Annotated in this window: 17 protein-coding genes; 13 read left to right on the top strand and 4 right to left on the bottom strand. The window is 66.9% G+C overall.

Features of this window, described 5'->3' with window-relative positions:
• Nucleotides 1–14: 14 nt before the first annotated feature.
• Nucleotides 15–617, top strand: a complete 603-nt coding sequence (locus N416_RS0108315) for a TetR/AcrR family transcriptional regulator (protein WP_036457549.1) — start codon at nucleotides 15–17, stop codon at nucleotides 615–617.
• Nucleotides 604–1743, top strand: a complete 1140-nt coding sequence (locus N416_RS0108310) for an epoxide hydrolase family protein (protein ID WP_024441652.1) — start codon at nucleotides 604–606, stop codon at nucleotides 1741–1743. Before N416_RS0108315 ends, N416_RS0108310 begins: the two co-directional genes overlap by 14 nt.
• 4 nt (nucleotides 1744–1747) lie before the next feature.
• On the opposite strand, the gene N416_RS0108305 is transcribed toward N416_RS0108310, so the two are convergent.
• Nucleotides 1748–2920 (bottom strand): aromatic ring-hydroxylating dioxygenase subunit alpha, encoded by a 1173-nt coding sequence (locus N416_RS0108305; RefSeq protein WP_024441651.1) that lies wholly within the window; start codon nucleotides 2918–2920, stop codon nucleotides 1748–1750.
• Nucleotides 2921–3012: 92 nt separating this feature from the next.
• On the opposite strand from N416_RS0108305, the gene N416_RS0108300 reads away from it, so the two are divergent.
• Nucleotides 3013–3609, top strand: coding sequence for a TetR/AcrR family transcriptional regulator (locus tag N416_RS0108300; protein WP_024441650.1), 597 nt, complete (start codon nucleotides 3013–3015; stop codon nucleotides 3607–3609).
• Here N416_RS0108300 and N416_RS0108295 read toward each other — a convergent pair.
• The 3 genes from N416_RS0108295 to N416_RS0108285 are packed head-to-tail and all read right to left on the bottom strand — an operon-like array spanning nucleotide 3596 to nucleotide 7328.
• A complete protein-coding gene (locus N416_RS0108295) occupies nucleotides 3596–6430 on the bottom strand; it encodes an RND family transporter (protein WP_036457548.1) in 2835 nt (944 codons plus the stop codon). The genes N416_RS0108300 and N416_RS0108295 overlap by 14 nt on opposite strands.
• A complete protein-coding gene (locus tag N416_RS0108290; protein WP_024441648.1) occupies nucleotides 6427–6870 on the bottom strand; it encodes an MmpS family transport accessory protein in 444 nt (147 codons plus the stop codon). Before N416_RS0108290 ends, N416_RS0108295 begins: the two co-directional genes overlap by 4 nt.
• Nucleotides 6867–7328, bottom strand: coding sequence for a hypothetical protein (locus tag N416_RS0108285; RefSeq protein ID WP_024441647.1), 462 nt, complete (start codon nucleotides 7326–7328; stop codon nucleotides 6867–6869). Before N416_RS0108285 ends, N416_RS0108290 begins: the two co-directional genes overlap by 4 nt.
• A gap of 148 nt (nucleotides 7329–7476) precedes the next feature.
• On the opposite strand from N416_RS0108285, the gene N416_RS0108280 reads away from it, so the two are divergent.
• The 10 genes from N416_RS0108280 (at nucleotide 7477) to N416_RS21450 (ending at nucleotide 19862) form a co-directional block, all read left to right on the top strand.
• Nucleotides 7477–8049, top strand: a complete 573-nt coding sequence (locus tag N416_RS0108280; protein WP_024441646.1) for a TetR/AcrR family transcriptional regulator — start codon at nucleotides 7477–7479, stop codon at nucleotides 8047–8049.
• A 115-nt stretch (nucleotides 8050–8164) separates the two neighbouring features.
• A complete protein-coding gene (locus tag N416_RS0108275) occupies nucleotides 8165–9634 on the top strand; it encodes a cytochrome ubiquinol oxidase subunit I (RefSeq protein WP_024441645.1) in 1470 nt (489 codons plus the stop codon).
• Between the two features lie 20 nt (nucleotides 9635–9654).
• The gene (gene cydB / locus N416_RS0108270) at nucleotides 9655–10698 is read left to right on the top strand and encodes a cytochrome d ubiquinol oxidase subunit II (protein ID WP_024441644.1); all 1044 of its coding nucleotides are present in this window, start codon (nucleotides 9655–9657) and stop codon (nucleotides 10696–10698) included.
• A 56-nt stretch (nucleotides 10699–10754) separates the two neighbouring features.
• On the top strand, nucleotides 10755–12368 hold the full coding sequence (cydD, locus tag N416_RS0108265) for a thiol reductant ABC exporter subunit CydD (protein WP_024441643.1): 1614 nt from the start codon (nucleotides 10755–10757) through the stop codon (nucleotides 12366–12368).
• A complete protein-coding gene (cydC, locus tag N416_RS0108260; protein ID WP_024441642.1) occupies nucleotides 12355–14061 on the top strand; it encodes a thiol reductant ABC exporter subunit CydC in 1707 nt (568 codons plus the stop codon). The genes cydD and cydC overlap by 14 nt, the downstream gene beginning before the upstream one ends.
• Nucleotides 14062–14114: 53 nt before the next feature.
• Complete coding sequence (locus N416_RS0108255; RefSeq protein ID WP_024441641.1) at nucleotides 14115–15143, top strand: fused (3R)-hydroxyacyl-ACP dehydratase subunits HadA/HadB; 1029 nt, start codon at nucleotides 14115–14117, stop codon at nucleotides 15141–15143.
• A gap of 473 nt (nucleotides 15144–15616) precedes the next feature.
• Complete coding sequence (locus tag N416_RS0108250) at nucleotides 15617–16885, top strand: PPE family protein (RefSeq protein ID WP_024441640.1); 1269 nt, start codon at nucleotides 15617–15619, stop codon at nucleotides 16883–16885.
• 68 nt (nucleotides 16886–16953) lie between these two features.
• Nucleotides 16954–18282, top strand: a complete 1329-nt coding sequence (locus N416_RS0108245) for a PPE family protein (protein ID WP_024441639.1) — start codon at nucleotides 16954–16956, stop codon at nucleotides 18280–18282.
• Between the two features lie 51 nt (nucleotides 18283–18333).
• Nucleotides 18334–19509 (top strand): sodium-dependent bicarbonate transport family permease, encoded by a 1176-nt coding sequence (locus tag N416_RS0108240; protein WP_024441638.1) that lies wholly within the window; start codon nucleotides 18334–18336, stop codon nucleotides 19507–19509.
• Nucleotides 19510–19544: 35 nt separating this feature from the next.
• A complete protein-coding gene (locus N416_RS21450; RefSeq protein WP_036457547.1) occupies nucleotides 19545–19862 on the top strand; it encodes a DUF732 domain-containing protein in 318 nt (105 codons plus the stop codon).
• Nucleotides 19863–19867 lie beyond the last annotated feature (5 nt).

Below are 19867 nucleotides of genomic sequence, written 5' to 3'. Positions count from 1 at the left end.
GATAATGTGTGCAAGTGCCCGGTGAGAAGTCGTCGAAACCGCTCCCCGCGCCGCTGCTCCTGGCCGCCACCGAAACCCTGCGCCATCTCGGCCCCCGGCGTTTCAGCCTGACCGCGGTCGCCGAAGCGGCGGGCGTGTCCCGCGGCACCGTGCACAACGTCTTCGGCACCCGCGATGAGGCCATCGCCGCCGCACTCGATCATCTGTCCGCGGCATTCATCGCGACCATGGCCGCCGAGGTCAACGAGCTGGACACCCTGGCCGAGCAGGTTGCGGCCGCGGCGGTGTTGATCTCGGCGCATCGGCGCAGATCGGCGGCCGAGCCGCGCACGATCAATCAGAGCGTGCTGGTCCTGCTGCTCGAGCACGGCGGCGACGACCTGATGCAGCGCTCGGTGGCACTGTGGATGCCACTGGTGCGTGCCGCGCAGCGGCGCGGTGAAGTCGAGGACACTCTCGACGCCGGCCGCGCCGGGGAATGGATCGTGCGGATGCTGTTCAGCTTCGAACTGCTGCCGCCGATGCGGGTGAACCTCGACAACCCCCGCGCCGTGCGCCGCTTCGTCAGCGACCACATCATCGACGGACTGACCGGAGGCCACCGTGACTCACCCTGAACCGTTGCCGCTACACGTCCCCGAAGCCGAACTCGATGATCTGCGCCGCCGGCTCGCCAACACCCGCTGGCCGGCGGAGATCGAGGGCGCCGCATGGGATTACGGCACCGACCAAAGCTTCCTGCGCTCTGTGGTGGAGCACTGGCTGCACGCATACGACTGGCGACGCGTCGAGTCCGAGGTCAACGCGCTCGGCTCGTTCGTCACCGAGGCCGCCGGGCAGCGCGTGCACTTCCTGCACATCCGGTCATCCGAGCCCGACGCCATCCCCCTGCTGATCACCCACGGCTGGCCCGGCTCGATTGTGGAGTTCCTGGACGCGGTGCCGCTGCTACGGAAGCGATTCCACGTCGTGGTCATCTCGATGCCCGGCTACGGGTTCTCCGGGCCCACCCGTCGGACCGGTGTCGACGTGGCGGCCGTGGCAGCCGCAGCAGACGACGTGATGGGGCAGCTGGGCTATGACCGTTACGTCGCCCAGGGCGGCGACTGGGGCGCGCTGGTCACCCGCCACCTCGGCGAGCACCACGCGGGCCGCGTCGCGGCCATCCACACCAACATGTGCTTCGCCCCGCCCGATCACGACAACCCCGAACTGATGGCCGCGGTGACACCGGCAGAGCAGGCGGCGATCATCGACTCGGTGCAGCGCACCGCCGACGGCACCGCCTACCTGAATCTCCAGGCCACTCGTCCCCATTCGCTGGGCTTCGGCCTCGACGACTCCCCGGTGGGCCTGGCCGGCTGGATTCTGGAGAAGTTCCACGCCTGGTGCGACATTCGCGAGGGCATGCCGATCAGCGCCGATCGGCTGATCGACAACCTGATGTTCTACTGGCTGACGGTGACCGGGACGTCATCGGCCCGGCTGTACTGCGAGTCCGCCCGCGCCGGCAACGGCGCGCTCAGCTCGTGGCGGGGGCGGGTCAGCGTGCCGACCGGCTACGCGGTTTACCCGTATGAGCTGCTGCAGACACCGCGGGCGTGGGCTGCCAACCGCTACAACCTCGTTCATTACAGCGTCGCGGACCGCGGCGGGCACTTCGCCGCCTTCGAGCAGCCCGCAATCTTCGCCGCTGACCTGGCGGCATTCGCCGACGTCCTGGTGGAGCAGGCGGTGTTCTAGTTCGTCAGCTCAGCGCGATACCCAGTTCGTCGGCGAACGTCCGGATCATGTGCTGGACGCCGATTTCGTTGCGGCCGATGATCATATGGTCGTGCTGGCCGTGGCGGACCCCCTCGCCACATTGCGGCAGCATGGTGAAGTCCTCATCGCGCACCGCCGCGTGGACCGCGGCGAAGATCATGTCGTAACCGGAGCGGGTGGCGTCGTCGACGGCCGGAACCCGGGCCAGCCAGCTGTGCCGGACCGTGCAGCGGGTCGGGGATCCGGCGGGCAGGATGTCGATGACTTCCACGCCGACGGAGCTGTTCGCCAAGATGATGTTCGGGTAGATCCAATAGATCAGCCCCATGTTGTCGCGCACATCCCACGAAGCGTTCGCGTCGCTTTCCAGGTTCGTGATCCAGTTGAACGGGAAGCCCATTCGGTGGTGTCTGCCGAAGCGGTCGTGGATCGACGTGTTCGCCAGGGCGTTCTGACCGATGAGGCTCTCACCGTGCACGAACGGGAAGTGGTAGCTCTCGGCGAACGCCTCCAAGGCGCCCTTCCACGACACCTCGGACTCGAATTCGCGGTAGTCGTGGTAGCCGAAGGAGGTGTAGTTCAACGCTTCCAGGTCGGGGCCGACGTCGCCGAGGTGCGCCTCGACATCGATGTCGGCACCGACCGTCAGCACGGCCCAGATGAATCCGTGGCTCTCGGTGTTGGGCAGTTCGACCAGCCCATAGTCGTCCTTGGCCATTCCGGTGAAGCCGGTGCTGCCTGGGACGCTCAGCAGCTTCCCGTCGTTGCGGTACGTCCATGCGTGATACGGGCAGGTGAACCGCGCCGCACTGCCCTCCCCGCAGGCCGGCTTGGCGCCGCGGTGGCGGCAGTAGTTGAGGAAGACGTGGCTGCGGCCATCCTTGTCCCGAGTGACCAGGAGCGAATCCCCCAGCACCGACCGCACGACGTAGTCGTTGGGCGCCGGTACCTGCACGCTCGGCACGATCGCCAGCGGGGTGCGCCGCAGGATCTGGGACTCCTCGATCTCGGTGACCTTTGCGTCCCGGTAGTAGTGCAGCGGTACGCGCAGCACGTCATCTGCCATCTCGGTGGTTTTGTCGAGCACCAACCGCAGTGCCCGCCGGGTGAGTTCGGTGTCCAGTGCACCGGTGCGCTCTTGCGGAGGGATCGTCACCAGAAGCTCCTTTCGGCATCGCCGCCCTGACCATACACATGATAGATATGTATGGTCCAGTGGGAGCGCCGGGCGGGCGGTAACGTTCGCACATGCGCACCCACGGGTGGTCGGGCGCAAAGCCGGCCGACGATGACGAGGCCATCGCCCGCCTCCTCGACGCGACCCGGCGGCGAATCGATCAGTCCGGGATGAACTTCGGGATCTCCGATGTGGCCAAGGACGTCGGCGTCACCCGCCAGACGGTGTATCGCTATTTCCCCAGTACCGAAGCGCTGCTGATCGCGACCGCAGTCGCCGAGGTCGGCCCCTTCCTCGACGGCCTGGCCGACCACGTCCGCGGTATCCACGATCCCGCCGAGTCCGTCGTGGAGGGCATCGCGCACACCCTGGAACTCCTTCCCGGAGAGCGCTACATGAGCCTGCTGATGACGCCCGGCAAGGCCAGCGCGTTCTCCGCCGGAGTCACCTCGGATGCGGCGCTGACATTCGGGCGCTCGATCGTCGAACGGTTCGACGTCGATTGGGCCGCCGCGGGTTTCGCCAGCGACGACCTGGATCAGCTGGTGGAGTTCATGTTGCGCGTGCTGCAGTCGCTGGTCATCGACCCAGGCCGTCCACCGCGTCGTGGCGCGCAGCTGCGCGCCTTCTTGCGACGCTGGGTGGCTCCGGCGATCACACCGGCGTAGTCACCTGCGGCCGCTGCCGCAGTGGCCGTTTCCGCACGATCGTCGGCCACCAGAACCACGGCCCGTAGATCCGCACCAGCGACGGCACGATGAACGACCGCACGATCAGGGTGTCCAGCAGCAGGCCGATGCACACCGTCGATCCCAGCTGTCCGATGGTGCGCAGATCGCTGGCGAGCATCGCCAGCATGGTGAAGGCGAACACCAGGCCGGCCGAGGTCACCACCCCGCCGGTGCTGCCCAGCGCCCGGATCAGACCGGTGTTGAGCCCGGCACCGAGTTCCTCTTTGAGCCGGGCGATCAGCAGCAGGTTGTAGTCCGAGCCGACCGCCACCAGGATGATGAACGTCAGCGGCAGGATCAGCCAGTGCAGATGCAGCCCGATCAGATGCTGCCAGATCAATACCGACAACCCGAACGCGCCGGCATAGGAGAATGCCACGGTACCGGGAATCACCAACGCCGCCACCAGACTTCGGGTGATGACCAGCATGATCAGGAAGATCAGCACGAAGGCCGCGATCGCGGCGATCAGCAGATCCGATCGTGAGTACTGCTGAATGTCTTTGTTGTTCGAGCCCGATCCGCCGATGTAGATCTTGGCGCCGGCCAGCGAGGTCTCCTTCAACGCGATCTTGATCGCGTCGGGGAACCGCTCCACGTGCTCGACGCCCTCGGGACCCATCGCGTTACCTTCGTGGGTGACGATGAACCGAGCGGCCTTGCCGTCCGGGGACATCATCAGCTGCATCCCGGTTTTGACGTCCTCGTTGTCGAATGCCGGGCGGGGTATGTAGAAGAAGTCGTCACTTCCAGAGGCGTCGAAATCGTTGCCGACATTGATCATGTCACCGAAGGTCTGATCGGTATTCTCGGCCTGAATGCTCGTGGGGCCGTAGGTGTTCACGATCAATGCTTGCAACGCGATCTGGTCGTCGGCCATCTTGTTCAGTTGCGCGACCATCGGCGGCAGCAGCGTATCGACGACTTCCAGATGCGATACCGCGTCTTTGATGTTCGCCGCCAGTTTGTCGACGCTGTCCATCATGTCCCACAGCGATCGGAACGCCCAGCAGACCGGGATATCGAAACAGTGTGGTTCCCAATAGAAGTAGCTCCGGATGGGCCTCATGAAGTCATCGAGATTGGAGATCTCCTCATCCATCTGTTCGGTGAGCGCCTGCATCTCCTCCATGGTGAGCACCGTGGCATGCATCTCGTCGGCCAGCGTCTGCGTCAACACGATCGTGCTCTGCAGCACCTCCACCGAATGCGCCATGATCTGCGCCTGCCGTTCGGTGTTGGCGTTCTGCTCCCGAGTGAACGGCAGTTGCTGGCCGTTGCCGCTGCCTTGGGTGGTGAACAGGTAGGGCAGCGACGCGTGTTCCAGTGCGCGCCCCATGGGCCGGGTGATGCTCTGCACCATCGCGACGCCCGGAAGCCTGATGAGCGCCTTGGCCACCCGGTCCAGGGTGATGAAGTCCGCCGAGTTACGCATGTCGTGATCGGACTCGATCATTAGCATCTCGGAGAACAATTTGCTTTGGGGAAAGTGCCGATCGGCGGCCGCGAACCCGAGGTTGGCGGCCGAATCGTGCGGCTGGTAACTGCGGTCGTCGAAGCTGACCACATAGGTCGGCACGAAGATCGCCCCCGCAGCCACCGCGGCGACGCTGGCCGTCAGGATCGGCTTGGGCCAGCGGACCACGCTGGTGGCGATTCGGCGGTACAGCCGTGCTTTGACCTGCTGGCGAGGATCGAACAGCCCGATCAGGCTGCCCACACTCAGAATCGCCGGTCCGAGCGTCAACGCGCCGGTGACCGTCAGCACCATGCTGAGCGCCACCGCGGGCCCCATCGTGTTGAAGTAGTTCAAGCGGGCGAAACTCAGGCAGAACGCCGCGCCGGCGATCGTGAGCCCGGAACCCAGGATCACGTGCGACACCCCGCGATACGCCGTGTAGAACGCGTCTTCACGGCTCTCGCCGTTCAGCCGTGCCTCGTGGTAGCGGCCCATCAAGAAGATGCCGTAATCGGTTCCCGCGCCCAGGGTCAGCGCAACGACCAAGTTCACCGCGAACGACGACAGCTGGATGTAGCCGAAGTGGCCGAGGGTCGCGATGACCCCCTTGGCCGCCAGCATCAGGATCAGCACGCCGAACAGCGGCACCAGCATGGTGATGTAGGACCGGTAGACCAGCAGCAGCATGAAGATGATGAGGAAGATCGTCGCGATCGTGATGTTGTTCAGGCTCGAATTCGCGATCGCGACGGTGTCGGCGGCCAGCGGTGCCGCGCCGCTGACGTAGACGGTCAGCCCCGCCGGCGGGTCGGAGGTGGCGACCGTGTGCCGTACCGCGGCCACGGAGTCGTTGGCCTGCAACTGCCCGATGTCGCCGGCCAGTCGCAGCAGCACATAGGCGGCCTTGCCGTCGACGCTCTGGGCGCCGGCGGCGGTGATCGGCTTCCCCCAGGTGTCCATCACGTACTGGACGTGTTCGGTGTCGGCCTGCAGCGTACGCACCAGTGCGTCGTAGTAGCGGTGGTCCTGCTCCCCCAGTAGACGATCGGCTTCCAGCACCAGCATCGTCATGCTCGTCGAATCGGACTCCTGGAACTTCTCCCCGATCGCCAGCATCGCGGCCTGCGAGGGCGCATAGGTGGGGACCATCGGGCCGGCGAGTTCCTCGGCGACCCTCTCCACCTGCGGCACAAAGGTATTGGTCACCACCGCCAACAGTGCCCAGAACACGATGATCGGAATGGACAGCATGCGGACCAGCCGGGCCGCCAGTGGGCGGGCCGCGCGATGTCCGCTCATGCGGACTTCACCCGGCAACTGATGTCCGCGTTGGGATGGGCATTGGTCCGCTCGTCGCGAATCACGTCGTCGACCAGGATCCGGCAACCGACATAGTCGCCGCGCACCTGCGCCGAGATACTGCCGGAGACCACCGTGAGCATCGTCGTCTCCTCATGGGTCCACGGCAGGGTGTCCAGCTCGACCGTGTGCGGGTGCCCGTCGATGTCGACGTAGGACAGCAAGGCGCCCGCGCCGACGGAGCCGAACACCTCATAGGTGAGCTTCTTCGGGTTGAACTTCTCTGCTGCCTGGGGCGGATTGACGGTCAGTACCGGCCCCGGTGCCGACATCTGGTGAACCTTCCACATGCCCAGCGCGCCTAAGCCGAGCGCGATGACCGCGACCAACGGCATCCAGGCGCGTGCCAGCAGTGACCGCCGCGGTGCACGGGGGCTCATTCGTCCGCCTCGCCGGGCAGCGCCGGGAGCCTCTTCTTCAGTTTCGCCGTCCGCAGCAGCTGGGCGGTCACATTGAATGCGCCGAGCATCGGAATGAGCCCCAGGAAGGTCCGCTCCGACGGAGTGGCACCGTGTAGCTGCTCCAGGCTGCCGAGGACGTAGAAGCATCCGAGCGAGAAGATCGTGGCGGGAATGCAGAAGGCCAGCGGGCTTCGCTGATCGTCGATCGTGCGAGTGGCGAACTCCAGCTCCTGCGGTTCCAGCGCCTCGCCCTTGCGGACCTTGGCCAGTACGAATTTTCGGGCGCCGATTCCTTCGCTGATCGGGAGGGGCGGACGGTTGCGCAATCGCCGGATGTAGCGAAACGTCCCGGTCGCGAAGACCAGTAACGCCACGAAAGCGACCACCGCAAGGTCACCGAAGAGGTGCCAATTGGTGCCGAACATGGTCCAGCTCATGGCAACGCCCGCCCCCGATCTGTAGCGCGCACGCAGTGCGCGGCCGCACTCTCTGGATGGACAACTCCACCCGAACGCGGACACTATACGTCCATTAATGAGACGTCAACGTCCCATTAATGGACGCGCGACAAGATATCATCCGGTCATGGACGTCGATGACCGGACGCTGACCGGTTCGCAAGCACGCACACGGGCGGCGATCCTCGAGGCGACGGCGTCGGTGCTCGCCCGCGACCGCACCGCCACGTTGCCCGAGATCGCTGCGGCCGCCCAGGTCGCTCGCTCGACCCTGCACCGCTATTTCGCCGACCGAGAGCGGCTGATTTACGAAACCACTCTGGATTCGGTCCGCATCATCAGCGACATCCTCGCGACGGCAGCGACAGCCGAGGGCCCGGCCATCGAGGCGATGCGGCGGGTGATCACCACCCTGGTACCCGAAGGCGATCGGATCGTGTTCCTGTTCGCAGACCCCGCGGTACTGCGCGATGTCCCCGCCGAGCACCTGCCGAACTCCGCGCCGATCCTTGAACTCATCGCGCGCGGTCAAGAAGAAGGCGTCTTCGACCCCGGACTCAGCACGGAATGGATCCGGATCGCGTTGTTCGGGATGATGGTCAAAGCCTGCAGCGACGCAGCACACGGCCTCATCTCCCGCCACAGCATCGTGCCGACGCTCACCCGAATCTTCGAGCACGGCGTGACCGCCCCGTTTTAGCAACTCAAGTCACGTCGCGGTGGCATCGTTATCCGCATAACAACGGTCTGTTGCCACCCGCCAGAGCTACTACGCTCTGTCGTAGTAGTTGCCCTGCAGCTCCGGGAGATCGCCCATGGATGTTGTCGACGTATCGCGGTGGCAGTTCGGGATCACCACCGTCTATCACTTCATTTTTGTGCCGCTGACCATAGGTTTAGCCCCGTTGGTCGCGGTCATGCAGACGGTGTGGGTGCTCACCGACAACGTCGCCTGGTATCGGCTGACGAAGTTCTTCGGCAAGCTGTTCCTGATCAATTTCGCGCTGGGGGTCGCTACCGGGATCGTGCAGGAATTCCAGTTCGGCATGAACTGGAGCGAGTACTCGCGGTTCGTCGGCGACGTGTTCGGGGCACCACTGGCGATGGAGGGACTGGCCGCCTTCTTCTTCGAGTCCACCTTCATCGGGCTGTGGATCTTCGGGTGGAGCCGATTGCCGAGGGTGGTGCACCTGGCGTGCATCTGGGTCGTCGCCATCGCCACCAACGTGTCGGCGTTCTTCATCATCGCCGCCAACTCCTTCATGCAGCACCCGGTCGGCGCTCACTTCAATCCGGAGACCAAACGCGCCGAACTGGACAGCATCATGGCGCTGTTCACCAACAACACCGCCCAGGCCGCCCTGTCGCACGCGGTTGCCGGCGCGTTCTTGACCGCCGGGACGTTCGTCGCCGCGGTCAGCGCCTGGTGGATGGTCCGGTCCCGTGCCGACGGCGCCCCGCAGACCGCCGGCAGTGACGCGGCCACTCTGTACCGGCCGGCAACGATCCTCGGGTGCCTCGTCGCACTGGCCGCCGCGGTTGGACTGTTCTTCACCGGCGACATTCAGGGCAAGCTGATGTTCGTCCAGCAACCGATGAAGATGGCGTCGGCGGAATCGTTGTGCGACACCGCCACCGACCCGAGCTTCTCAGTGCTGACCGTCGGACGGCAGAACAACTGCGACCACCTGACCCGGGTGATCGAGGTGCCCTATGTGCTGCCGTTCCTGGCCGAGGGCCGATTCACCGGCGTTCGGCTCGACGGGGTCCGCGACATCCAGCAGCACTACGAGCAGAAGTTCGGCCCCGGCGACTATCGGCCGAACCTGTTCGTCACGTACTGGTCGTTCCGCGCGATGATCGGCCTGCTGCTGTTACCGGTGCTGTTCGCGCTTGCCGCGCTGTGGTTGACCCGCCGCGGGCGGATCCCGAACCAGCGCTGGTTCTCCTGGCTGGCCCTGCTGACCATCCCGACCCCGTTCCTGGCTAACAGCGCCGGCTGGGTCTTCACCGAAATGGGCCGCCAGCCTTGGGTTGTCGTCCCCAACCCGACCGGGGACCCGAATGTACGGCTGACCGTCGCCGAGGGCGTGTCGGGAAACAGCGTGGGTGTGGTGGTCACCTCGCTGGTGATGTTCACCCTGGTTTATGCGGTGCTCGCGGTGATCTGGTTCTGGTTGATCAGACGCTACGTGGCCGAGGGACCACTGGAGCACGACGCCGAACCCGCTCCGCCGGCGCCGCCCGGCGAGAACGACGTGGCGCCACTGTCGTTCGCCTACTGACGTAGAAGGAGGTCATCGCGATGGACCTACAACAGGTGTGGTTCGTACTGGTCGCGGTGCTGTTTCTCGGATTCTTCGTCTTGGAGGGCTTCGACTTCGGGGTGGGGATGTTGATGGCACCGTTCGGCCGCGTCAGTACCGGTGGTTCAGCGGAAGCGCACCGTCGGGCCGCGCTGAACACCATCGGCCCGGTCTGGGACGGCAACGAGGTCTGGTTGATCACCGCCGGCGGCGCGATGTTCGCCGCGTTCCCGGGCTGGTATGCCACGGTGTTCTCGGCGCTGTACCTGCCGCTGCTGGCCATCCTGTTCGGCATGATCGTGCGGGCCGTCGCCATCGAGTGGCGCGGCAAGGTCGACGACCCGAAGTGGCGAGCCTGGGCGGACTTCGGCATCGCCGCCGGTTCCTGGCTGCCGGCGATTCTGTGGGGCGTGGCGTTCGCGGTCCTGGTCCGAGGCCTGCCGGTAGACGCCGATCACCATGTCCGCCTGGCGTTGCGCGACGTGATCAACGCCTACACCGTGTTGGGGGGTCTGGCCACCGGCGGACTGTTCCTGTTCTACGGCGCGGTCTTCACCGCGTTGAAGACCTCCGGGGCGATCCGTGATGACGCGCACCGCTTCGCGACCCGGCTCGCGCTACCGGTGACCGCGCTGGTCGGCGGCTTCGGGGTGTGGACCCAACTCGCCTACGGCACCGGGTGGACGTGGCTGGTGCTGGGCGTCGCGGTGGTGGCGCAGGTGGCGGCGGTGGCGCTGGTGCGGCGCCGGGTGTCCGACGGCTGGGCTTTCGCCTGCAGCGCCGTCGTCGTCGCGGCGGTGGTCGTCTTGCTGTTCGGCGCCCTGTACCCGGCCCTGCTGCCCTCCACGTTGGATCCGCAGTGGAGCCTGACGATCTACAACGCCTCGTCCACCCCGTACACCTTGAAGATCATGACCTGGGCCGCGGTGATCTTCGCCCCGCTGGCGATGGTGTACCAGGGCTGGACGTACTGGGTGTTCCGGCAACGGATCTCAGCGGATCAGATTCCGCCGTCCATCGGGCTGGCGAGGCAGCCGTCCTGAGCGCCCGGGGAGCTCGGGCGCCGCTGGACCCGCGGCTTTGGCAGGCATCGACGGCGGTGCGCCGCTTTCTGCTGGCCATGGTGGGCTGCGGGGTGGTGATCTCGGCCTGCGCAATCGGGTCCGCGATCGTGTTGGCCGACATCGTGTCTGGAGTGATCACCGAACCGTCGACACGCAGCATCGCGCACTGGTCACCGCTGCTGGCGGCACTCGCGCTGTTGTGGACGGCGCGCACCCTGGCGCACTGGCTGCAAGCCCGCCTGGGCCAGCGCGGAGCCAGCGCGGTGATCGCCGAGCTGAGCGGACAAGTGCTGACCGCGGTCACCGCGCGCTCCCCCCGCCGGCTGGCCACCGAACGGGACGCCGCCGCAACCGTCGTCACCCGGGGACTGGACGGACTGCGTCCCTACTTCACCGCCTACCTGCCCGCACTCCTGCTGGCGGCGATCCTGACCCCGGTGACCGTGCTGGTGATCGCCTGCTACGACCGGCGCGCGGCGGTGCTCGTGATGATCACGCTGCCGCTGATCCCGGTGTTCATGGTGCTTATCGGCCTGGCCACCGCGGATCGCTCGGCGGCGGCCCTGGCGGCCATGACGACCTTGCGGGCGCGGCTGCTGGACCTGATCGCCGGCATCCCGACCCTGCGCGCACTGGGGCGGGCGGCCGGGCCGGAGCGCCGTATCGCCGAACTGTCCGATGCGCAGCGCCGGTCGACGATGGCCACCCTGCGGATCGCGTTCCTGTCGGCGCTGGTGCTCGAATTGCTGGCCACGCTGAGCGTGGCGGTGGTGGCCGTCAGCATCGGCCTGCGCCTGGTGTTCGGCGAGATGACGTTGACCGCCGGGCTGACGGTGTTGCTGCTGGTACCCGACGTGTACTGGCCGCTGCGCCGGATCGGGCTGGAGTTTCACGCGGCCCAGGATGGGCGCGCCGCCGCCGAGAAGGCCTTTGCGCTGATCGGTGAACCTCCCCGCCAAGCGCCGGGAACCCGCACGGTAGCCGCGCGTGGTGCCCCGATTCGCCTCGATCGGCTCAGCGTCGCCGGCCGAGACGGCGCTGCGCCGGCCGGCCTGACCACAGTGATCGAACCCGGCCAGGTCACCGTGCTGACCGGAGCCAACGGCGCCGGCAAGAGCACCACACTGGCGGCGATCGCCGGCCTCACCACACCCAGCTCCGGACGCATCACGGTGGGCGGCGTCGATATCGCCGCCCTCGACCAGCCGGCGTGGTGGGCCCAACTGTCCTGGCTGCCACAGCGTCCGGCGCTGATCCCGGGCACCGCGGCGGACAACCTCGCGTTGTTCGGCAATCTCATCGACACCGATACCGCATGCGCCGCTGCAGGTTTCGACGACGTGATCGCTGGGCTGCCGGACGGGCTGCACACCAGGTTGGGTCGCGGTGGTGTCGGCTTGTCGTTGGGGCAGCGGCAGCGGCTGGGGCTGGCGCGAGCGCTGGGCTCGACAGCGCCGGTGCTGTTGCTCGACGAACCGACGGCCCACCTGGACGCCGCCGCCGAACGACGGGTCCTGGCCGAGTTGGTGCGACGCGCGCGCGCCGGAGCGACGGTCGTGGTGGTGGGCCACCGAACACCGGTGCTGGCGATCGGCGACCGGGTCGTCACCGTGCACAGCGTGGGAACCGCAGATCATGCGCCGGCCTGATCCGCTGCGGGAGGCCGTCGCGCTGCTGCGCCCGCGCCTGCCGCGGCTGCTGTTGGCCGGCCAGCTCGCGACGTTGTCGCTGTGCAGTGCGCTCGCGTTGGCCGCGATCTCGGCCTGGCTGATCACGCGGGCCTGGCAGATGCCGCCGGTGCTGGACCTGTCGATCGCGGTGGTGGCGGTGCGGGCGTTCGCGATCTCGCGCGGCGTACTGCACTACTGCGAGCGGCTGGTGAGCCATGACGCGGCGCTGCGGGCCGCGGGCACCGCCCGTGGACAGCTCTACCGGCGACTGGCCCGTGGCCCGGTGCAGAACGCCGTGCGGTTGCACAGTGGTGAATTGGTGGCGCGGGTAGGCGCCGATGTCGACGAGCTGGCAGACGTCCTGGTACGTGCCCTGCTGCCGATCGGGGTCGCCGCGGTGCTGGGCGTGGTCGCCACCGCGGTGATCGCGGTGATCTCGCCGGTGGCAGCGATGGTGCTGGCCGTCTGCCTGCTGGTCGCCGGTGTCGTGGCACCATGGCTGGCCGCGCGGGCCGCCGCGGCGCAGGAACACACGGCCCGCGACCACCTCGCCCAGCGTGACGTCGCAGCCATGGACGCACTCGACCACGCCCCCCAGCTCCGGATCGCCGGGCGGCTGCCCGCCGTCATCGGCGAATCCCAACGCCGGCAGCAGGCGTGGGGCGCGGCTCTGGACGGGGCCGCCGAACCGGCCGCGATCGCCGCTGCCCTGCCCACCGCCGCGATCGGGGTCAGCGTGTTGGGCGCCGTGGTAGCCGGGATCGGACTGGCCGATGCCGTGGCACCTACCACCGTGGCAATTCTGATGTTGTTGCCGCTGTCCGCGTTCGAGGCGACCACCGCCCTGCCGGGCGCCGCCGTCGCCCTGACCCGTGCACGGATCGCGGCGACGCGGCTGCTCGACCTGGCACCGGCCGACCCCGTGACGGCGGACACGCCGGCAGCCCTGCGGGCGGATTCGGCCACCCCGCCCTCGCTGCACGCCGATCTGCGGTCCGGATATCGACGGGATCAGTCCGTGCCCGTGCGGCTTGAGCTGGCGCCCGGAGACCGGCTGGCCATCACCGGTCCCAGCGGAGCCGGCAAGACCACGCTGCTGATGACCCTGGCCGGACTGCTGGCACCGCTGACCGGTCACGTTTCCGTCGGCGGGACCGTACTGCAGGAGCTTTCCGAAGCGGACCTGCGATCCGCGATCAGTTTTTTCGCCGAAGACGCACACGTCTTCGCGACCACAGTCCGGGACAATCTGCTGGTGGCGCGGGGCGATTGCCGCGACGACGAGCTGGTCAGCACATTGAGCCGGGTGGGGCTCGGGCAGTGGCTGGCGGGTCTGCCGGACGGTTTGGCCACCGTGCTGGCCGGCGGCGCCGACGCCCTGTCGGCGGGGCAGCGGCGGCGCCTGCTACTGGCCCGGGCCCTGCTCTCGCCGGCCCGGATCGTGCTGCTCGACGAACCCACCGAGCACCTCGACGCCACCGACGCGAACAACCTGCTGCGGGCCGTCTTGGCCGCGCCCGGGCTGTTCGAAGCCGACCGGACGGTGGTGGTGGCCACCCATCACCTGCCCGACAACGGCGCAGCGCCCGGCTACGCCGCGCTCGCGGTCCCCGCTGACCCAACGGCGGCGACCCGCAGCGCCCGGCTACGCCGCGCTCGCGGTCCCCGCTAGGGTGCTTTAGTCGGCTTTCCGCAAACCAGCCGATAGAACGGTTGAGTCAACTCATGACCACAGCAGAGACGTCGGCGCTGGAATCGCGGGTCGGCCACTACTACCAGATGGACGGCACCTACGTGGTCGGCCGGGAGAAGGTCCGCGAGTACGCGCGCGCCGTGCAGGACTATCACCCCGCACACTGGGACGTCGCCGCTGCCGCGGAAATGGGCTACTCGGGTCTGGTGGCGCCGTTGACGTTCACCTCGACCCCGGGCATGGCGTGCAACCGGCGCATGTTCGAATCCGTTGTCGTCGGCTACGACACCTACATGCAGACCGAAGAGGTCTTCGAGCAGCACCGCCCGATCGTCGACGGCGACGACCTGACCATCGACGTCGAGCTGACCTCGGTGCGGCGAATCGCTGGCCGCGACCTGATCACCGTCACCAACACCTTCACCGACACGGCTGGGGAAGTGGTGCACACCCTGCACACCACCGTCGTCGGTGTCACCGCCGAGGACATCGGCCCGGAGGTCAAGACCGCGGTGCAGCGGGCCATGATGCACGACGTCAACATCCTTGACGTCGGCGAATCGGCCGCCCGCTACGAAAAGACGGTGCGGCCCGCCGGCGAAGTCCGGATCTCCGAGGGCGGCCTGACCCGCACCCCTGCCACACCCTCCTTCGACGACGTGAAGGTCGGCGACGCACTGCCGGTGCATCACACCCGGCTGTCCCGGGGCGACCTGGTGAACTATGCCGGTGTCGCCGGCGACGCCAACCCCATCCACTGGGACGAGGAGATCGCCAAGCTGGCCGGTCTCCCCGATGTGATTGCCCACGGCATGCTCACCATGGGCCTGGGCGCGGGCTTCGCCTCCTCCTGGACCGGCGACCCGGGCGCGGTCACCCGCTACGCCGTACGACTGTCCGCGCCCGCGATCGTGTCCGCCAAGGAAGGCGCCGACATCGAATTCAGCGGCCGGATCAAGTCGCTGGACCCGGAGACCCGCAGCGGTGTCATTTTGGTCGCCGCGAAGTCCGAGAGCCGGAAGATCTTCGGCCTGGCGACCATGAACGTCCGCTTCCGCTGACCTTCGGCTCGGTACGAGGATCTTCAAGCCTGGCAGGACGCCTGCAGTACAGCGACAGGGAAGAGCCAGTTCGCTGACAGCTAGTTTCCAGTAAACACTGCGTACGATCAGTCCGACTGAGATGACGCTTGTGAAGAACAATTTCGCCGAACGTAGAGGCGTAGACCGGATTCGACAAACCGGCTGATGACGCAGCCGGATAACTCGAATCGGCTGCGATTTCTCTCGTTTGGAAATTAGGGCATTAGAGCCGTCAAAAAGCTTGATGTAAGCGGGGAATCGCCGCGGATAGCCTGATGACAGCTGCCTCACAACAGTTTTCGAAGATGTACTGCTACCACTATCAACTGAAAAAGTCGCACGCTGTTTACATCGCAGGAACCTCGAATAGACAACGGCCGTCTAGCGTTCGGGTTTCTACGCGAGTTTCGAGCGTCGACAGTCAAGACGCGTGACGTAAGGAGTCACCCGATATGGATTTTGCTGCATTGCCGCCGGAGATCAATTCCGGACGGATGTACGCGGGTGCGGGCTCCGGCCCCCTGCTGGCGGCCGCTTCAGCTTGGGATGCGCTCGCCGCGGAATTGGGTTCGGCGGCTTCGTCCTACGAGTCCGTGGTATCGAGCCTTACGGGCGAATGGTCCGGCCCGTCGTCCACTTCGATGGCCGCCGCAGCCGAGCCGTACGTGACCTGGATGAGCACGACCGCCGCCCAAGCCGAACTCTCAGCCAACCAGGCCCGCGCCGCGGCAGCAGCCTACGAGGCGGCCTTCGCGGCCACCGTGCCACCGCCGGTGGTGGCAGCGAACAGGATGCAGCTGGTAACCCTGATCGCGACGAATCTCCTCGGGCAGAACACGCCGGCGATCGCAGCCACCGAGATTCACTACGCGGAGATGTGGGCGCAGGACGCGGGGGCGATGTACGGCTACGCCGGCTCGGCCGCGGCGGCAACGCAGCTCAGCCCGTTCAGCCAGCCCCCGGAGACCACCAATCCGGCCGGCGCGGCCAACCAGTTGGCAGCGACGGCAGAGGCAACCGGAAACTCGGCGGCCTCCAACATCTCGCAGCAGGTCTCCCAGCTGCTGAATGCGATGCCCCAGGCACTGCAGTCGCTGGTCTCCAACCCCATGGGGACCGCGGCGGCGACAACACCATCGGATCTCTTAGCCAACTGGAACTTGATCTTTTCTACACTGACCGGGCCCACAACCCCGCTCGGCTGGTCGACGATCCCCGGTGGCTATTGGCTGGCGTTCGGGCAGCTGTACTCCTGGATCATGAACTCGATGGCTGCGCAGTCCTTCTTCGCCGGCCCGAAAGCCATCACCGGAGCGCTGCTGCCGCTGGCACCGCTCGCACAAACAGCACTACCGGCGGCAAGCCTGAGCAGTGCCACAGGTGTACTGGGCAACGCGGCGTCGGTCGGCAAGCTCTCGGTGCCGGCATCATGGACAGTTGCGGCACCCGCGACCAAGTTGGTCAGCATGGCTTCGTCACTGCCGGCAACCCTGGAGGCCGCCCCGATGGCGGCCGTCGCCGGTCAGGACGCCATGTTCGGCGAGATGGCACTGTCCAGCCTGTTGGGCCGCGGCCTGGGCGGCACCGCGACCCAGTCCGTCGGCGCGGTGACCCGGTCGCTGCGCAACAGCGGCGGGTCCGATGCCTTCGGCCCCATTCCGCCCGGTGAAGCCGATCCCGCGGCGGCCACCATCATCGTCATTCCGGCACTCGACGAATGACCCCGCGATGACGAAACGTGGCCTCCCCCAGCCGACTCAGTCGCACTCGACCAGATAAGGGTGTCGAAATGTACTTCTCTTTTCTCCCGCCGGAAATCACCTCGACCAACATGTACGCCGGCCCCGGCTCCGGGCCGCTGATTGCCGCCGCCACGGCGTGGGGTCGTCTCGCCAGCGAATTAAGCACCGCGGCATCTGAATACGACGCGGTGCTCGCCTCGCTGACCGGTGAATCGTGGACCGGTCCGTCGGCGGCGGCGATGACGGCGGCCGCCCAGCCCTTCACCGCCTGGATGTCGACGACCGCGGCCACCGCGGCGCAGGCGGCCGCCCAGGCGCAGGCCGCGGCCACCGCCTACGAAGCGGCGCACGCGGCGGTCGTTCCGCCGGAAGTCGTCACGGCCAACCGGACCCAGAACCAGATGCTGTACGCCACGAACTTCCTCGGCCAGAATCTCGCGGCCATCGCGGCCAACGAAGCCCAGTACCTGGAGATGTGGGCGCAGGACGCCGCTGCGATGCAGACCTATGCCGCATCGGCCGCCGCGGCCACCAAGATCACCGCGTTCACCGAGCCTCCGCAGACCACCACCGGGACCGCCGCAGCCACCTCGGCGGCCAGCACGGGGTCGGCGGCAGCCACCTCGGGCAGCAACTCGATCCTGGATTTCCTGGCCGACCTGGCGACCCAGTACAACACCTTCGTCAACAACCTGCTCGTCCAGCTGACCGGCAACCCGAGTGCTCCAGCCAACTTCGCGTCGCTGTTCGCCGCCTTCAAGGGTCCGGCGGGGCTGACCACACCATTCAACGACGTCTCGCTGCTAGTGAACTTCCCGATCCAGAACTTCCTCAAGTTCGGAACTCCGATAGGCCGGGTTTTCGAAGGCCTGCCGCTCAGCGGGCTCGGCGCCGGGCTTCGTGCCGGAGCCGCCTCCGCAGGTCTTGCCTCGACGGTGTCGGCCACCATGTCGGAGGCGAACCTGGTGGGCAACCTGTCTGTCCCGCCGAGCTGGGCCTCTGCCAGCCCGGCGATCCGGCTGGCGGCCACCGGCGCGCCCGCCGCGGGCCTGGCTGCCGCCCCGGCCGCGGGAATGGCCGGCGGCCTGCTCAACCAGGCGGCACTGGGCAGCATGGCCGGCGGTGCCCTGGGCAGTGCCAGCCCCCGGACCGCGAACGCCGGCTCCGGGCGGATCCGGATCCAGGGCGGCAAGGCCAAGACTCCGGTCAAGCTCGACGCGGTGATCGCCAAGCTGCAGAGCCAACCCGAGGCGGTCCAACACTGGAACGTCGATCAGGCCGGACTCGACGAACTGCTTGACGAACTGTCCCGCAAACCCGGCGTTCACGCCGTGCACCTCAAGGGCGCCAAGAAAGCCGCAACGCCCCACAGCTGACGCCCACCAACGGCGCCAAAAGCCTTCCCCCTTCCCCGAAAAGAGAGAGTAATGCTTCTCGAGTTCTGGCAGAACTTCACGCACAACCTGTTCAAGCCACTGTTGTTGTTCTTCTACTTCGGCTTCCTGCTCGCACTGGCCAAGGTGCCCTTCGAGTTTCCGAACGCGATGTATCAGGGCCTGACGATGTACCTGCTGCTGGCCATCGGCTGGCACGGGGGCGAGGAGCTCGCCGGCATCGACCTGTCCCAGGTCGGCGGAATCCTCGGATTCATGCTCACCGGCTTCGTGCTGAACTTCCTGATCGGCACCATCGCCTACCTGTTGCTGAAGTACCTGACCAAGATGCGGGAAGTCGACCGCGCAACGGTCGCGGGCTACTACGGCTCCGATTCGGCCGGAACCTTCGCCACCTGCATGGGCGTACTGGCCACCATCGGCATGGCCTTCGACGCCTACATGCCGGTCATGCTGGCCATCATGGAGATCCCCGGCTGCTTGGTGGCGCTGTTCCTGGTCGCCCGGTTGCGCCACCGCGGTATGGACGCGTCGGGCAACATGCCCCACGAGCCGGGCTACACGGTGCCGGCCGTTTCGGTCCCGACAGCCGTGGGCGCCACGCAGGCCGGTGACCCCACCGGCGGCCTGGCCATCGAGACGAGCCCCGAGCGTCGCGTGGAGACCGGGGTGGCCTCGAACGGGCGCCTGATCAGCCGGGAACTGGTGCGAGAGGTCTTCCTCAACCCGGGCATCTGCCTGCTGCTCGGTGGCATCGCGATCGGTTTCATCAGTGGCCTGCAGGGCTCGAAGGTCACCGGTGTGGACGACCCGGTCTTCGTCACCGCGTTCCAGGGCGTGTTGTGCCTCTTCCTACTCGAGATGGGGTTGACCGCGGCGCGCAAGCTGAAGGACCTGAAGTCCGCCGGCCGTGGTTTCATCCTCTTCGGCCTGCTGGCTCCCAACCTCTTCGCAACGCTGGGTCTGTTTGTCGCACACACCTACTCGCAGCTGACCGGCGTCCATTTCCAGCTGGGCACGTACGTTCTGTTCGCCGTGCTGTGCGCCGCGGCGTCGTACATCGCGGTGCCGGCGATCCAGCGACTGGCGATCCCGGAAGCCAGTCCCAGCCTGCCGTTGGCCGCATCGCTGGGTCTGACATTCGCCTACAACGTCACCATCGGCATTCCCCTCTACATCGAGATCGCCCGTCTCATCACGTCGCAGTAGGGGGATTGCACAGCATGCAACGTAGGAGGAACGATATGCGCAGCGTGTTAGCGATCTTGGGCATTGCCGCCGTCATCGGGTGCGCCGCGCCGGCGTACGCGGATCCCGGCGACGGCGACGGCGGTGACGCCGCTTTCCTGTCTGACCTACGAGCCGCGGGGCTCACCTTCGCCGGTAGCGATCAGGCCATTGTGGCCGGCCATGCCGTCTGCAGCATGGCCAACAACGGCGAGACGGGTTTGCAGGTCGTCAAACAACTCACGGCCGACAATCCCGGGCTGACGATGGACGGCGCCGCGAAGTTCGCGGCCGTCTCCGCCAATGCGTACTGCCCGCAGCACTTGCGGAAGTAGTCGGC

This window comes from Mycobacterium sp. UM_WGJ, from assembly GCF_000455125.1.
Taxonomy (GTDB): Bacteria; Actinomycetota; Actinomycetes; order Mycobacteriales; family Mycobacteriaceae; genus Mycobacterium.
Note: the sequence above shows the minus strand (reverse complement) of the source record. Positions and strands in the feature narration are given on the sequence as shown.